The sequence below is a fragment of the Algoriphagus confluentis genome, assembly GCF_036245625.1.
GTDB lineage: Bacteria > Bacteroidota > Bacteroidia > Cytophagales > Cyclobacteriaceae > Algoriphagus > Algoriphagus confluentis.
Genome location: NZ_BTPD01000001.1, coordinates 257,401 through 272,274 on the forward strand (window position 1 = coordinate 257,401; position 14,874 = coordinate 272,274).

The window sequence follows — 14,874 nt, forward strand, 5'->3', positions numbered from 1 at the left end:
ATGCTCCTCTTTTTGATTTTGGAAGGTATATCAACCTATTTTTTTGGAATAGACGGCTTCAAACCTATCCTTGGCTTCCACCACCAAATTGGAAGTAGTTTCAGGCTTGAAGAAGAACATATGGTCATTGAGCTGAGGCTCCACCCATTTCCTTCGGGCGGGCAATTCAGGTCCCGAGTGGAGAGCCATACTTAAAGGGTCCAAAGCCATTATTTTCTCCGGCTGACCTTTTTTGATGCCGTTTTCATACCAAGAAATCTCCCAGGCCGGGTCGTAGTTCCAGCAATTCAGGGAATAAAAATCAGGAAAATCCGGATGCTCTCCTTTGGTAAAGACTCGAAACTGCTCTTCTATATCCAAGCCTGTGCCTTTGTATTTCCATCTCAATTCGGAACCTTTTGCTTCATAAACCGCAAATCCGCTAGGCGTACCGTCATAGCAAATCGGTCCAGACCACCAAGCTCCGCAAACTGTACCATGGCAGTGTTCATAGACGTGCCCATTAATCATGTTGTCGTTGAAATGAGTATGTCCTGAGAGGATGTGGACCTGATAGCCTTCCAGTAGTCGATAAAGATGCTCTCGATTGCTGACCGTACCTCCTAAGGTATCCCTGTCCGGATAGCGCTGTACCGCACCGGTATAAGTGGGGATATGCAAGGCTACGACAACGGTAGTCCCCTTCTCCACCTGAATCAAATCCTGCTCCAGCCAAGCCAACTGCTCCTCAGGAATATACCCGATGTATTTGGACCCGGTGCCCAGGTAAAAGACATCATCCAAGACCACATAGTGAATCTCCCCTCGATTCCAAGAGTAATAGGTGGGCCCAAAATGCCCTTTAAAGGTATCCGAAGTACCCTCATCCGATCTCACGCCAAAGTTCATATCGTGATTTCCGATGACTTCGAAAAACGGCACTCCATAGGAGGCCACCGATTCGTTGTATTCTTTGAACATCTCCAAGCGGTCGTAGACCAAATCACCACATCCGATCCCAAACAAATTGGGATCATTCAGTGAGGAGATAGTATTTCTGACATCCGGAGCCGCTACCGTCAAAAGCTGATTTGCTTCGTATTCGTCCTGAATTTGGGTGTCCGAAAGCAGCAAAAAATGATGATTTTCATCCGAAGAGACTGTTTTCTTCAATTCAAAGCTGATTTGCTGCTCCTCCCGGGCCTTATTGATTTTCTGGAAAAAAGAGGAGGAACCGTTGGCTTGTCTGGGTATCTCATAGCCTGAAGGAAGAGATAGAAAGACAAAATCCCTGTCCGAGGAGGAATAAAGTGTGTATTCCCCCGAGGAATTGGTCCAGACTACACTTCTCCCATCCGAAACTGCCACTCGATACAATCCCTGACCGGAAGTAGTCACCCGACCTCTGATTCGAATGGGACGGAATAGAGTCGGCAAATTCTGAAGGGAAACTTCCCTCTGGATCTCAGCCAAAACAGGATTTCCCAAACTTACCCAGCCCATTGAGGCTAGACTCAATCCTTTGATAAATTCTCTTCTGTTAAACATAGATAGGATGGTTTTGCTGCTTATTTGCCAACGGAAGGATAATTTTTAGCTTCTGTATGCCCGTTTAGCGCTCATTAATTGAATGGGATTTTTTGAGTAGCATAGACGGCCCCCGTTTCCCCTTTTACCTCAAAGAGAATTTCCTTTTTCTCCCAATCGATGCTGGCCAATCCATAATTGAGCTTGGCAATCAAGTCACCGACCCGATAAGCATTAGGCTCTTCGCTTATTTCACTCCAAGTATGCGTGAGCCCACTGGAAGTAATCTCATAAATACCCTCCGGAAAACGCGAATCAGTCAGCTTCATAATTTCTGCAATATGCCTGTCTCCACTCAGCAAAACAGGAGACTGAGCTCCGGAGGCGGCAATCACATCCAAAAGCCTCTCCCGCTCTTTGGGGAAATTGGCCCATTTTTCATACCCATGCTCAGTGGGCAAAAACTGAATTCCCGATATTATCAGATTGATTTTGGCCTGACTTTCTTTCAGCTCTTTTTGCAGCCACTTCCACTGTGCTTCTCCGAGTACTTCTCCTTCCGGATTGGGTCGGTATACCCTATCCACCCGCTCCAGAGTATCTCGGAAGTACCTTGCATCCAGCAAAATAACTTTCACCTGCTGCTCTGCGGAACCGAAAACATGAGAAGAATAGGCTCCTTCACGTTTCCTTTCGGGTGCACCTGCGGGTACATCCAAAAAATCAAACATAAGGTCTCTTGACTCCTTCTTTTGGGCAAAGAACTTTCCGGCATCATTTCTTCCATAATCATGATCATCCCAGACTCCGATGATTGGAACGGATTTTTTCAGTCGTGCATAGTCAGGATGGGCATTTTGTCGGGCATATTTAGCCTTGAGCGTATCCATGATCGGAGAATCCCCATAGATATTATCTCCCATCCAAATCCAAAGATCAGGCTGATCCGCAAGGATGGGATTCCAAAGTGGCTGGGGAGCATCTTGTCTGTTACAAGAACCGAAAGCTATGCGCGTAATTTCATTTTCAGAGGAAGTTTGTTTTTGGGTTTTACAGGAAAAAATGCCTGCCAAAATTAGAGCAGTAAGAAATAGGATTCGGATGGATTTCATCTGTTTATATTTTGATTTTTAATGGTCAGATGGAATGCCCTTGATAATCATCCCCCTGTGTGAGAAGCATTTTCTCATTGGCATTTCATGTGATGATTTTTTGCATAGGAAAAATGGGAAATATGCAGTGGAAAATAGAGCCCACAGATCAAATTTATCAATTTCTTAATCCTAGGCATACATTTAAAAACCCTAAGGCAGACTTGCAATTCCCTCTATTTATCAACAACTTATAGAATCGAATACCAAAGTATTTTCTTTCATTTTAAAGTTTTCAAGTACCCAATTCTTTTTCAACCCAACAGAAACCATTATGAAGAGGAAATTTTCAGACCTGCACTGCCACAATCACATGAGGGCACATTTTCACATGCAGGAGAAGCAAAAGAAATTTACCAGAAAAGGTGAATTCAGCCCTTGGACTGTAATTGCCTCCAACTCAAAAAATAAGGATAAAGGGAAAATGGGAGCCAGCTACAGTCAGATCGATTTGGTCAAATGCTGGAACTCCAACCTGAGACTCACTTTCAACTCCCTCTACCCCCTCGAGCGTCAGTTTGTAATCGGCATGGATCCCAAAATCGGAGAAGACAAGTGGTACAATTTCCTGGCGAGAGGCATTTTGGGTCACTCAGGGATCAAAAGAGATCTTCTCCAGACAGCCTACATGCGAATACCGGACAAGGTGGTCAATTTCTTTCAATCCAAAGAATACGACTATTGGGAATCCCTCAACCGGGAAAAGGACTTTGTCCTGATGGACTCCGGCAAGCGGATCAAAAAAAATGAAATCCATGTACCCCAGGCCCTTTTCGGAGACAAAAAAGCAGCAGAAAAGCGAGCCAAAGCTGAACCCCAAGTCTATGTGGCTGAAAACGCCTGCTACCGGATACCAAAAGACAAAGCAGAACTCAAAAAGTCACTGGCTGATGACTCGGAAATTACTATGATCCTCACGATCGAAGGCGCACATGCCTTAGGTACCGACCGGCTTCGCTACGTACAGGACATTTCGGACCGGGTGCAGTTCATTAAGAAAATGTGGGAAGCACCGGTATTCTTCATCACGTTTGCCCACCATTTTGACAATCACCTCTGCGGTCATGCCCATTCCATTCCGGGCATGGGAAAAGTCCTGATGACTCAGAAAAAACACATGAATGAGGGTTTTCGAAGAAATGGAAGAAGAATCATCCGGGAAATGCTGGGACTGAACAGCCAATTTGAAAAAGACCCCGAACTCGGATACAGGATGCTCATTGATGTCAAGCACATGGCTGCCCGATCAAGAATGGAATATTACGAGATGGTCAAAACCTGCATGGAGAAAGGTGATATTATCCCGGTGATAGCATCCCATTGTGGGTATTCTGGTATGGCCTCCCTGGCAGAACACATGGAATGTGAAAAAAAGGAAAAAGATGACTACTGCGATCCTACAGGAAAATTCAACGCATGGAACATCAACATGTGTGATGAAGATATCGAGATGATCGTGAAGACGGGGGGATTGTTTGGAATTTCTTTTGATCAAAGGATTCTGGGCATCACCAAATCCGATTTAAAAAATAACCCCAAGCGCAATGGAATTCAGCTGATTTGGGAGAATATCGAAGGAATTGTAAAAGCGGCTTATTCCAGCAAAAATCTGAGTGAGGAAGAAAAACCCAAGATCTGGCAGTGCATTACCATCGGGACGGATTTTGAAGGGCTGATCGATCCGGTAGATCCCTATCCTACTTCCCTACAGTACGAGCAGATGGCCAACAATCTGGTTTTTGAAATCGACCAAGCAAGAAAAAATCCCCAAGCCAAGCATTTAGCTCATTTCAAATCCAGAGAAGACGTAGAAAAATGGGTGGATGACTTCTGCTACACCAATGCAGAAAACTTTGCCTTGAAAAACTACCCTGACTGATAGTTTGCAGGGGCTCAATGAGTCCTCCCATCACTTGACTTCGTGAAAATACTCCCGATCAAAAACCCGGGAGTACATCCAAATAGGCACCCGGTCATGAAAGGGCATCAGGTCTTTAAGTACCTTTTTTTGGCTCTTGTGAGCATTCATTACTTCCAATATCTGAGGAAAATGTTCTTGAGTTTTTACAGAAAAATCGGGATCGGGCAATCCTTGGGAAGGGTCTTCCGGATAGTTTTTATTGAAGCTGGAAGAAAGCTTCAAGGCCACTTTAATCTGCTTGGAGCAAAGAGTAACCTGAAAAAGGTTTTGAGGCTTGAATTGGGGGTTGGATGAGTTTTCCTGAAAGACCTGCTCTACAGCCAAACCAGACAATCGATGATCGGGGTGGCCATAAAGTCCCACTTTGGAGTCATAAGTAATCAGGACATCTGGCTGAATTTGGTCTATCAAATCTGAAACAATCCCTTTCAGAGAATCCAAACCTATTGCTGACAAACCGCTGTCCGGATAATCCAAAAGATGCAATTCAGAAGCTCCAATCAAATCAGCAGCTTTGTGCATTTCTTCACACCGAATTTCTGCCAGGATATCCTCATCTTCCAGTACGGATGACTTCCCTTTTTCCCCTTTGGTCAGAGTAACGATCCGTATTTCATGCCCGTCTTCCTTCAATTTCATCAGGGTACCTGCCACGGTCACTTCATCGTCGGGATGAGGAAAAAGTGCCAAAATCACCTTCTTTGGCATTTTTCCCACCAAATTATCCCTTTGGATGACTTCAGGGTCATGCAGTTGTCCTTTGGCAAAGAGAATCAGCATCCACGGAGTCAGTGCAATGATGACCAAAAAAATCCCTAAAGTGACAAACAACAGCTTTTTCATTCAGTACTCAATAAGGTGCTCAAATAAGAAACCAAGTCTCTGATTTCCCTCTTGGTCAAAAGTCCTCCCATGGCCGGCATGCTGGAAGGTGCCAACTGAGAAGACTTGATTTCTGTTTTTGAAATCGTCTTGTCCTCAGCACCGACTCTGATCTGAAAAGATTTTTCATCTTCAGCCAATAGAGTTCCTGTGACCTTATCTCCTGAATTCAATTCCAAAGTCACAAATCCATAACCAGGAGCGAGTCTTTTGCTTGGTTCAACCAAGGCAATAAGCAATTCCTCTCGGGAAAGCTTTCGTCCTATGCCATCCAATGGCGGACCTGCGGTGCCACCCATATCCGTGTAGGCATGGCATCGGATGCATTGGGCGGTTTGATTTTCAAAGAAAATTGATCTTCCCAATCTCACATTTCCCTGTGCCAAAGCGCCAGAGTATTTCTTCCATTCTTCACCATCCGCCTTTTTATCCAAAGCGGCAGTAAACTGGCTTTTCAATTCTTCTGAACCCGTCTGCACAATGGCTTCTTCCAACTCGATCCAAGTGGCTTCCGGCATTTTTCCTGCCTCAAAATCACTCAAGAAGGTCTTCCAAACAGGAAAGGATTGACTTCCTTCCAAGCCTGCCAAGGTGAGCAGTGCCGTTTGCTTTTCGGGAACTGTCTGGTTTTGGATGATGTCGGTTAATAGCTGAACCTTTTGATCGGTAGGAAGGTCCAGCTCCGCGAGATAGCTCAATCCGGACACACGCACTGCCTGAGACTTATCTTTCATTGCCGTGGAAATCGCCTCTCCCAAATTATCCGAATTCAAAGCCACCAAGGCATCCAAGGCTTGAATCTTCACCCCGTCGGACGGGTCTGATTTCAATTTTGTCAAAAGCAAATCCTGAGCATCTTTGACCCCAAGCCTTCCCAAAGCCTTGGCAGACTCCATTCTCAAGCCTTCTGCAGGTTGGTTGATCTGAGAGACAAGAACCGGCTTCACCTGATCGCGAATTAGGGCCGGGTCTCTTTCGACGACTCCTCGATAGCGTCCATCTACCCGATCGACTAGGGATGGTTTGGCCCAAGTGCCAATTGCGGCAAGGGTTTCCATTCTTAATGCTTCAGAAATCCCCGGTTTGCCGAGGTAGACGAGCAAATGATTCAGGTTTTCTACATTTCCCAATCGCTGATTGGCACTGATGGCTCTTCGGATCAAAGCTTCATTTTGAAATTCGGTGGTGCTAAGCAAAGCACCCAAGGCAGGCATTGCTTCAGGAATGGAGAAGTCATCGTGAATTGCTCTTGCTGCTTCTGTGACGACCCACTCATTGGAATCATTCAGGAATCGAACCAATTCGGGAGATTCCATTCTTCTCAGGGCCACTACCGCTCCCAAGCGCACTGCAAAAGAAGGGTGAGTGGAAAGCGCTGCCACAGGCTCTACCTGACCGATTCTTGCCAAAGCCAAAGAGGCTGCATGGCGGATGTAGGCATCTTCATCATTGTTGGATTCCAAAAGTGAAATCAAAGGCTGTACAGCCTCCTGATTGCTGCTTCGTCCCAAAGCTTCCGAGCTGAAAAAGCGTACACGTGAATTTTCATCCTGAAGTCCCGCAATCAATTCCTTTCCAGCCTTGGAATAACGAATGTCTCCCAGCCATTTGGCGGCCTGAGCCCGGATTTCAGGGTCTTTATCTTTCAGCAAAGGCACAAGTGCATCTGCAAACTCCATCTTTTCCATCCTTGCGAGCTGACTCAATCCAACAATTGAATGCACCCTTGCCAATTGATTGCTTTGGTCTTGGATGACTCTTGAAAAAACTTCTGCCCCTTTGCTTCCCCTGCGGGCAAGCTCAAATTGAGCTTTTCTTCTGACCCGGAGATCTCCGAAATAAAGTTTGGCTTCCAGCTCTTTCTCGCTGAGTTTTTTGTAATCAGCCTTGATTTCAGTTTCTGTCTGCTTTTGCAATTCCCAACCTTTGGCTGTTTCGTCTGTCAGTCTCCAGATCCTTCCATAATTTTTATCATTCCATCCAAAAATCCAGTCAGCCAGATACATCGATCCATCCGGGGCAAAATCAATTCCTGTCGGCAGGAAATTACCGATTACCTTTTCGGTTTTGGTCATTTCAAAGGAGGCTCCTTTTGGCTGTAGCTGAAAGGCATGAAGACCTGAAGTGGAAGGATTCCCAACAAACTCAACCACGAAAAAGTGGTCTTTCCAGCGCTCACCCAATCCCGTACCCGGATTGAAAAGCATGCCCGTAGGACCGTTGATGTAGTTTTGGATACAAGGGGTGATGTATGCCGCTTGGCCCTCCCAGCGCGGAAGGTACAATTTTTCATCCATCCAGACTTTGTAGGTATTGTTGTCAGGGTCTCGGTACTTTCCAAACTGCCAATTGATCCTCCAGCCCGTATCTGAGCCATTGGTGAGATAGACCAGCCTTTCACTTTCTCCCCGGTGGTCCCCGTCATTGTCCACAGAGATCAAGTTGTTGTACTGATCAAAAACAAACTCATGGGTATTTCTCACGCCCATGGCAAAAATCTCAAAATCACTTCCGTCGGGATTTGCCCGGGCAATTACTCCCCGATTGGGATATTTCCATTCGGTACCATCAGGACCTTTTCCATTGAACCCAATATCTCCTATGCCCCAATATATTCTCCCGTCAGGCCCCATTTCGATCCCGGACATACCATGAGCTCCAAAGCCGATGTGAATTCCATAGCCGTAGGAAAGCGATTTCTTCTCGTCCATGATTCCATCGCCGTTTTTGTCCATCAGCCTCCACAAATCCGGACCTGCGGCCACAAAGAGCGCATCTTCGGTTTCCATCAGGCCTCCGGCCACGTCGGTGACTTCCTCATGAAAGTCCTGCACCATGAGCTGAGACCAATCGGCATACCCATCCCCATCAGTATCCCGAAGCTTATACACCTCGTTTTTCTCCACCAACATATCTCTCCAGTCATGGCTTCCGTCTCCATTGAGGTCAGTCAGCCAAGTATTTTCGGAAGAACGCTCAGGTGAAAGTTCTTCCCGGAGAAAAGCCCGCTTGTCGTCAATATTTTGAAGAGAAATGGAGCGAATTTCCCAAGATTGATGTCCCCGGATATCAAATTCGGCTGTATTTCTTCTCGGAGACCGGGAATAGAGAATATCTCCTTGGTCATTGACTTGAATGGAGATGGGATCTTTGACAAGAGAATCAACTGCCCAAACTTCGAGTTTTAACCCTTCGGTCAAAATGGGATTCACCGATGTTTTGGCACTTTCTACCAAAGGAAGGATTTGATCCTTTGTCAGTGTCTGAATCCGGAGGTCTACTTCTTCCTGCTTTTTACAGGAAAAAAGTATGAGGAGAACAACTAAAGGGGGAAAGAAAGAAAACCGAAAAGGAAAATAGGCTTTGGGCATAACTATTGGAATTTTGACACAGAAAAATAGGAAAAAGGCAAATATTCCGCACGCCGTTGATCAAAATGCCGTAAAAAACAAAAATCCCGATCAAGGATCGGGATTTTGTTCACTTTAACCACTAACAACCATAAAACAAAAATAAGTTAAGACTACTCGGTGATTGAGCTTGACGTCTTAGTAGTCCGTACGGGAATCGAACCCGTGTTTTATCCGTGAAAGGGATACGTCCTAACCCCTAGACGAACGGACCATGAAAGGGTGAAAAATAAAACTGATTTACGAAGGGAATATGTTTTCATAAATCAATGTAAATCAGCATGTTAAGTAGTCCGTACGGGAATCGAACCCGTGTTTTATCCGTGAAAGGGATACGTCCTAACCCCTAGACGAACGGACCATTTTTTGTTTGAAAAACGTGCTTTTTCAAAAGGTTGTGCAAATATAGCGGGTCAAGTTTACAAAGCCAAAAGTGCTGCAAAAATTTCTTTGGAAATAGGGTAAATCACTGAACCAAAGCCTTAAAAATTTGCTTGAAATACCTTAAAGACTTTTAGCTAATTTCGTCCCGGAATAAAAACCCAATGAACTCAAGCTTACCCAAAATTCGAGTGGCCATCAATGGTTTTGGCCGTATTGGCAGATACACAGCCAAGTTGCTCTTGGATAATCCTCAGATTCAGTTAGTGGCAATTAACGATTTGGCCCAGCCGGATTCCATAGCCCATCTACTCAAGTACGACTCCATTCATGGAAAATTGGAAAAAAAGGTAAGTCTATCCCTTCCCTACTTGAACATAGGAGAAGAAAAAACCTTGCTTCTGTGCCACTCTGACCCGATCAATCTCCCTTGGAAAGAACTGAACGTTGATTTGGTCTTGGAGTGTACCGGAAGATTTACCCATCGTGAAGGCGCCGAAAAGCATTTGAAGGCAGGAGCAAAAAGAGTAATTATCTCTGCCCCGGCAGCTGACACCAGCGTTCCAATGGTGGTCTTGGGTGTCAATGATTCCATTTTGACAGGAAAGGAACAGATCCTCTCCAACGCTTCGTGCACGACCAACTGCCTGGCTCCGATGATCAAGGTCCTCGATGAGCATTTTGGAGTGATTAAGGGGTATGCTTCCACGGTCCATTCCTACACCAATGATCAAAACCTCCACGATGCGCCCCATCGGGACCTTAGGAGAGCCAGGGCTGCTGCCTATTCCATCATTCCTACTACTACCAATGCCGGCAAGGCATTGGACCGTGTACTGCCCTCTATTGCTGGTCGAATTGAAGCTTCGGCAATGCGGGTTCCTGTACCTGATGGCTCTCTGACAGACTTGATTGTAGAACTGGAAAAATCTCCAAGTGCCGATGAAATCAATCAGGCATTCAAACAGGCAGCGAAAAGTGAAATGAAGGGGATTTTGCAGGTGGAATCAGACCCTATTGTTTCCATGGATATCATAGGCAATTCTCACTCCTGCATTATTGACGAAGCTCTGACCTCTGCCAAAGGGAATTTGGTGAAAGTAGTCGGCTGGTATGACAACGAATCCGGTTATGCCAATCGGTTGGTCGACTTGGCCCTCAAGCTCATCGAAATCAATCCTTTACTCGATTGATTGCAAGCATCCGGACCAAAAACGAGGGCAGATTTTTGCGGTGATCACGAGATTTGAGGTGGATATACCAATTGAACTTTTCAAAAATGGGCACTTTATGAGTCTCGACCATTTCAATCAAGGTGCTATCCCGGTCTTCCAAATAACAAAAATGACCGGAAGCGGTGCCCATATCAAAGCTGTCTTCGCTGTCTACGGTAAAGGGATAGCCTGCTAGTTGAGCTTTAGCTTTTAAGTCATGCATCCCATTGACATCCAAACAGCAATGAATGAATCCCAAATCTCCCCAGTATCTGTCCTGAAAAATCCTGCAGGTCGGTTTCTGGTCCAACTGCACCAATTCTACCTGAGCCTTGCACAATAGGGCACCAAAAGCTCCCGGATTTAGTCCTTTCATCTCAAGCAAGGTTCTGGAAGAGGTTCCTATATTGTTCTCCCACTTGGCTTGGTAGTCTTTTTCCAGATAGACTTGGTCACAAAAACCCAAAATATCTTGGTACAAATTGAGGGACTCTTGGAGATCACTGACTCCAATACATACGCCCAGTACACCGCCATGCAAGGACTTACCGGATCTAAACCAGGATTCGGATTCGCGGATTTCGAACAAATTGGCAAAGGGATCACGGATGAAAAAACTTCGGGTGCTGTCTGGGTGAGTAAGAAGAGGAGTCACGACTTCTGCCCCACATTCCAACAACCATGCCTTGGATTTGAGCACATCCCGGCTGCGAATCTTCACTGCGAAAATTCCCAAATCCCCCCAACTCGTTTTTCCCTGATAAGCAGTGGGCTTGCGACTGGTAAATTGCCAGATTTCAAATCCTCCTCCACCCTGCATATTCATCGCCAATACAGCATGCCGGGAGTGAACTTCTCCTCCAGTATACCCTTTCATAAGGTAAGCTTCCGCTTTGTCCTGAAAAATAGGAACATCCATTCCAAATGCTTTTCGGTACCACTTCCAGGACTCTTCCAGGTTTATAACGCCAATACCTACCTGTTGAATCCCATTTAACTGATAGCCGAAGTCACCCATGTTTCAAATGTTTTTTGTATGTTTTTTTCAGGGACTCAGGAGAAACTCCCATGAGGAACAGGATAAAGATATAAAGATTAACCAGTTGAACCCTTAGCCAGGAATTATTTACATATTTTCTATGAGAAACTACAATGGATTTTGGGATTATATAGAAGGACCATCTTTTTTTAATTCGTCGGACTAGTTCAAAATCCTCCATCAGGCAATAGTCCGGCTTAAATCCGCCCAACTTTTGGAATAAACTGGTCGAAATAAAAAGCGTCTGATCTCCTCCTCCCGAAAATGGACCGTTGAATCGAGTGGCCCAACCGTTGATTTTGAGAAGCCAATGGTCAGAATCAAACTGATAGCGATAGCATCCGGCTCTAAACCCTCTCAATCTGGCCTCTTGAATATCCATGGCAAAACTGGGAAGGGGTCTGGTATCGGCATGCACGAAGTAAAGCGTATTTCCCTGAGCCGCTTTAGCCCCGAGGTTCATCTGCCTGGCTCTCGAGGCTTCTTTTAACTCAAAAACTTTAGCCCCAAACTCTTGGGCTACTGCGACGCTGTTGTCTTTGCTCCCTCCGTCCACCACAATCAAATCCACGACGAATTTTCCTCCATGAGCGGAAATCAAGGGGAGCAGCTCCCGGAGATTGGCCTCCTCATTCAAAACCGGAATGATGACAGACAGTTGAAATAAACCATTCATTTTACCCTTCTGATTTGATAATTTTTAATCGGGTTTTCAAGTACGATCTTATCTAGCTTTCCGGATTGATAGTAATAGCGGTTTTTATTTCCGTTGATTTCAATTTCATACACACCGGGTTCAACTTGGATAATCCTCTGAGCTAATCCATAGACTTCAGAGAGGAAAATATCCTGAGGACTTGGCTCTTCAAAAAACAGCTTGGTGCTGCACCAGGCTACAGGTCCTGATACAGGTGTTCTATTTTCAAATTGGTACGAATCAGCCTTTACCTGGTAATGATCCCCATCCCAGCGGACTAAAGAAAAAAAATCTCCCCGGTTGGTTTTACTTGTGGAAGTGGTCTTGACAATATGGTCTTTCAGAAAAAAGGACCGGTTTTGAAACCGCACATCCACCCCTCCAAAAAACCAAAACTTAACTTGACTGTTCACTTCATAAACGAGGCTATCTTTCCTATTCTTATCCCGGCTGGCCTCGAGCTCTCCGATCTTTATACCCAAAACCACCACCTCAAATAGAGCCACATCTGCCTCTTGCGCAGGTGAATTTTGAGAAAAGAGCATGAAACCAATCAGGAAACGAAGAATCCTACCCTTACTTCTGATGGTTTTCCAGTTTTTTCTCATCCCATCCCAATTTTTCTTTCCACTCAGAACCCTGACCAAAGAGCCGGATCAAATCCTCTTCTGTATCCAAATCACTCAACTGAACCAACAACTCCGACTTTAAACGAAAAGCTCTAGCCCGGCCCAAGGTTTCTTTCAAAACTGATCCCGTACTCCAGGCAATGGATCTGAATAGTTCGGGGTGCAGGGATTTCAGGCCCAAAAGGTAGTATCCTCCATCCTCTGCAGGTCCTATCACCACTTCATTTGTCTCGAGTTTGCTTTCTGCTTCCAGTAGAATCTCCGTGCTGAGCTCAGGACAGTCCGTCCCAATGATAATTGCTTTGGAATACCCCATAGCAAATACTTCATGAAAAGCGTTTTCCATTCTTTCTCCCAAGTCTTTGCCTTTTTGTAGCAATGCCTGAAATCTGGGGAATGCTACCTGATCCGGAATAAATGAGGAATAGAATACAAACACCTCGAAACCTGTCTCTTGAGCTTCCTCACAGGTTATTTGGATCAAATTCCGGTAGATTTCCAAGGCCTTGAGATCACCTATACCAGCAGCTAGTCTGGTTTTCACTTTACCTAATTCGGGATTTTTCTGAAAAATAATCAGGGCAGTTTTTTGCATTAGGCTGTGGCCCCTCCGCAGCTAGAACCCGCTCCGGCAGTACAACCAAAGCAATGATTATTGATTTGAATGGAGCGCTCCAGAAGGGACTTTGCATCCCATTCAGAAATATGCTGAGAAGCACTCTTTTCCACTTTCATCTCCAGCATTTGATTGAAGTCACAATCATACAAATAACCGTCCCAGCCGATCGAAAGTGTGTTTCGGCACATTACCCCTGCAGCAGCAGAAGGATTGTATGCACCAACAAGCTTTTCCATATAGCCCTCATAATTTTCTGAGCGAATCAAATATTCCAAGAATCTCGAAATAGGAATATTGGTGATGGTGAAAAGCCCATGGAAATGGATACCATACCTGTCCAGCAATTTCTTTTTGAATTCCAACTCAAGTTCATTTTGATCTCCGGGAAGAAAGGCTCCTGATGGATTGTAAACCAAGTTCAAAACCAGGTCTGATCCCTCCATACCATATCCTACATCATTGAGTCTTTTCAAGGCTTCCAGAGATTTTTCGAAAACTCCGTCTCCCCTTTGTGCATTGGTTTTGGATGCGGTAAAATATGGAAGAGAGGAAACCACCTCTACTCTATTGGCTTTGAAAAAATCCGGCAAATCATGGAATCGTGGATTGGCAAGGATGATGGTGAGATTGCATCTGACTATAATCTTAACATCCGGCCTGGAGCTTCGTATCTCCTCCACTATCCAACGAAACTCCGGATTCATCTCTGGAGCTCCTCCTGTCAAATCCACTGTGTGAATGCTGGATTCAGACCGAATCACGCGAAGACACTGGGCCATCGTGGTTCGGGTCATGATCTCCTTTCGGTCAGGACCCGCGTCCACATGGCAGTGCTTGCAGACCTGATTGCACATTTTACCCAGATTGATTTGAAAAATCTCAAGTTGGGTAGGCTTCAAAGGAAATAATCCCGAAGCTTCTAAATGGTCAGCAAAGGAAATTTCTCTCCCGTAGACGGGAGATTGAAGGATGTCAAAGGCCTCCTTAGAATTGGCTAAAGTGTGATTTAAAGCTTTTAAAGATTTCATTACATGGATAATTCCTTGATTTTATTCATCATTTGGGTTCCGTGAACCAAAGATGCCCCTCCCCGAATAGCAGCGGCTACGTGCACAGCCTCCATCATCTGCTCCTCGTCACAGCCTTTTTCCAGCGTATCCACTGAATAGGCATCGATGCAATAAGGACATTGAATCGCATGAGCTACGGCAAGGGCAATGAGAGACTTTTCACGGGCAGTGAGCGCTCCTTCTTTAAACACCTCTGCGTAATAAGCAAAAAACTTATCACCCATTGCTTTTTGAAGCTCTGTGATAGAACCAAATTTTTTCAAATCTTCAGGATTGTAATACGTCTTCATAAGGTTAATTGATTTTAGGATGAAATACGAACTAATAGCTAAATGTAGATTGTCATTGTTTCAAA

Annotated in this window: 12 protein-coding genes and 2 tRNA genes; 2 read left to right on the forward strand and 12 right to left on the reverse strand. The window is 45.1% G+C overall.

Annotation, left to right across the window (positions count from 1 at the left end):
- Window positions 1–30: 30 nt before the first annotated feature.
- Window positions 31–1,527, reverse strand: coding sequence for a calcineurin-like phosphoesterase C-terminal domain-containing protein (locus AAA943_RS01140; protein ID WP_338222403.1), 1,497 nt, complete (start codon window positions 1,525–1,527; stop codon window positions 31–33).
- A 74-nt stretch (window positions 1,528–1,601) separates the two neighbouring features.
- Window positions 1,602–2,618: an alkaline phosphatase D family protein gene (locus AAA943_RS01145; RefSeq protein WP_338222404.1), complete on the reverse strand. Its 1,017-nt coding sequence runs from the start codon at window positions 2,616–2,618 to the stop codon at window positions 1,602–1,604.
- 313 nt (window positions 2,619–2,931) lie between these two features.
- Between AAA943_RS01145 and AAA943_RS01150 the strand changes: the two genes are divergently transcribed.
- Window positions 2,932–4,536 carry a hypothetical protein gene (locus tag AAA943_RS01150; protein WP_338222405.1) on the forward strand — a complete coding sequence of 535 codons (1,605 nt, stop codon included), beginning with the start codon at window positions 2,932–2,934 and terminating at the stop codon, window positions 4,534–4,536.
- 30 nt (window positions 4,537–4,566) lie between these two features.
- On the opposite strand, the gene AAA943_RS01155 is transcribed toward AAA943_RS01150, so the two are convergent.
- The 4 genes from AAA943_RS01155 to AAA943_RS01170 all read right to left on the reverse strand — a co-directional run bounded on the left by AAA943_RS01155 (window position 4,567) and on the right by AAA943_RS01170 (window position 9,231).
- The gene (locus AAA943_RS01155) at window positions 4,567–5,421 is read right to left on the reverse strand and encodes a PIG-L deacetylase family protein (protein WP_338222406.1); all 855 of its coding nucleotides are present in this window, start codon (window positions 5,419–5,421) and stop codon (window positions 4,567–4,569) included.
- Window positions 5,418–8,831, reverse strand: coding sequence for a HEAT repeat domain-containing protein (locus AAA943_RS01160; protein WP_338222407.1), 3,414 nt, complete (start codon window positions 8,829–8,831; stop codon window positions 5,418–5,420). The genes AAA943_RS01155 and AAA943_RS01160 overlap by 4 nt, the downstream gene beginning before the upstream one ends.
- A 181-nt stretch (window positions 8,832–9,012) precedes the next feature.
- Window positions 9,013–9,084, reverse strand: a tRNA-Glu gene (locus AAA943_RS01165).
- A gap of 75 nt (window positions 9,085–9,159) precedes the next feature.
- Window positions 9,160–9,231, reverse strand: a tRNA-Glu gene (locus AAA943_RS01170).
- Window positions 9,232–9,415: 184 nt separating this feature from the next.
- Between AAA943_RS01170 and gap the strand changes: the two genes are divergently transcribed.
- The gene (gap, locus tag AAA943_RS01175; protein WP_338222408.1) at window positions 9,416–10,444 is read left to right on the forward strand and encodes a type I glyceraldehyde-3-phosphate dehydrogenase; all 1,029 of its coding nucleotides are present in this window, start codon (window positions 9,416–9,418) and stop codon (window positions 10,442–10,444) included.
- On the opposite strand, the gene AAA943_RS01180 is transcribed toward gap, so the two are convergent.
- From AAA943_RS01180 to AAA943_RS01205, 6 genes are read right to left on the reverse strand one after another with little or no spacing between them, the layout of a single operon-like run.
- Window positions 10,425–11,483, reverse strand: a complete 1,059-nt coding sequence (locus AAA943_RS01180) for a VOC family protein (RefSeq protein ID WP_338222409.1) — start codon at window positions 11,481–11,483, stop codon at window positions 10,425–10,427. The two genes, gap and AAA943_RS01180, sit on opposite strands and share 20 nt — an antisense overlap.
- Window positions 11,476–12,180, reverse strand: a complete 705-nt coding sequence (locus tag AAA943_RS01185; protein WP_338222410.1) for a TIGR04283 family arsenosugar biosynthesis glycosyltransferase — start codon at window positions 12,178–12,180, stop codon at window positions 11,476–11,478. Before AAA943_RS01185 ends, AAA943_RS01180 begins: the two co-directional genes overlap by 8 nt.
- Window positions 12,177–12,809, reverse strand: a complete 633-nt coding sequence (locus AAA943_RS01190) for a DUF6134 family protein (RefSeq protein WP_338222411.1) — start codon at window positions 12,807–12,809, stop codon at window positions 12,177–12,179. The genes AAA943_RS01185 and AAA943_RS01190 overlap by 4 nt, the downstream gene beginning before the upstream one ends.
- Entirely contained in the window at window positions 12,778–13,425 is a 648-nt protein-coding gene (locus tag AAA943_RS01195; protein ID WP_338222412.1) for a TIGR04282 family arsenosugar biosynthesis glycosyltransferase, read from the reverse strand. Before AAA943_RS01195 ends, AAA943_RS01190 begins: the two co-directional genes overlap by 32 nt.
- Complete coding sequence (arsS, locus tag AAA943_RS01200; RefSeq protein ID WP_338222413.1) at window positions 13,425–14,477, reverse strand: arsenosugar biosynthesis radical SAM (seleno)protein ArsS; 1,053 nt, start codon at window positions 14,475–14,477, stop codon at window positions 13,425–13,427. The genes AAA943_RS01195 and arsS overlap by 1 nt, the downstream gene beginning before the upstream one ends.
- Complete coding sequence (locus tag AAA943_RS01205) at window positions 14,477–14,809, reverse strand: arsenosugar biosynthesis-associated peroxidase-like protein (RefSeq protein WP_338222414.1); 333 nt, start codon at window positions 14,807–14,809, stop codon at window positions 14,477–14,479. Before AAA943_RS01205 ends, arsS begins: the two co-directional genes overlap by 1 nt.
- Window positions 14,810–14,874 lie beyond the last annotated feature (65 nt).

Excerpts from the sequence above, each read along its gene's own strand:
- AAA943_RS01140 (WP_338222403.1), bottom strand. The coding sequence starts at position 1,527 with ATGTTTAACAGAAGAGAATTTATCAAAGGATTGAGTCTAGCCTCAATG.
- AAA943_RS01145 (WP_338222404.1), bottom strand. The coding sequence starts at position 2,618 with ATGAAATCCATCCGAATCCTATTTCTTACTGCTCTAATTTTGGCAGGC.
- AAA943_RS01150 (WP_338222405.1), top strand. The coding sequence starts at position 2,932 with ATGAAGAGGAAATTTTCAGACCTGCACTGCCACAATCACATGAGGGCA.
- AAA943_RS01155 (WP_338222406.1), bottom strand. The coding sequence starts at position 5,421 with ATGAAAAAGCTGTTGTTTGTCACTTTAGGGATTTTTTTGGTCATCATT.
- AAA943_RS01160 (WP_338222407.1), bottom strand. The coding sequence starts at position 8,831 with ATGCCCAAAGCCTATTTTCCTTTTCGGTTTTCTTTCTTTCCCCCTTTA.
- gap (WP_338222408.1), top strand. The coding sequence starts at position 9,416 with ATGAACTCAAGCTTACCCAAAATTCGAGTGGCCATCAATGGTTTTGGC.
- AAA943_RS01180 (WP_338222409.1), bottom strand. The coding sequence starts at position 11,483 with ATGGGTGACTTCGGCTATCAGTTAAATGGGATTCAACAGGTAGGTATT.
- AAA943_RS01185 (WP_338222410.1), bottom strand. The coding sequence starts at position 12,180 with ATGAATGGTTTATTTCAACTGTCTGTCATCATTCCGGTTTTGAATGAG.
- AAA943_RS01190 (WP_338222411.1), bottom strand. The coding sequence starts at position 12,809 with ATGAGAAAAAACTGGAAAACCATCAGAAGTAAGGGTAGGATTCTTCGT.
- AAA943_RS01195 (WP_338222412.1), bottom strand. The coding sequence starts at position 13,425 with ATGCAAAAAACTGCCCTGATTATTTTTCAGAAAAATCCCGAATTAGGT.
- arsS (WP_338222413.1), bottom strand. The coding sequence starts at position 14,477 with ATGAAATCTTTAAAAGCTTTAAATCACACTTTAGCCAATTCTAAGGAG.
- AAA943_RS01205 (WP_338222414.1), bottom strand. The coding sequence starts at position 14,809 with ATGAAGACGTATTACAATCCTGAAGATTTGAAAAAATTTGGTTCTATC.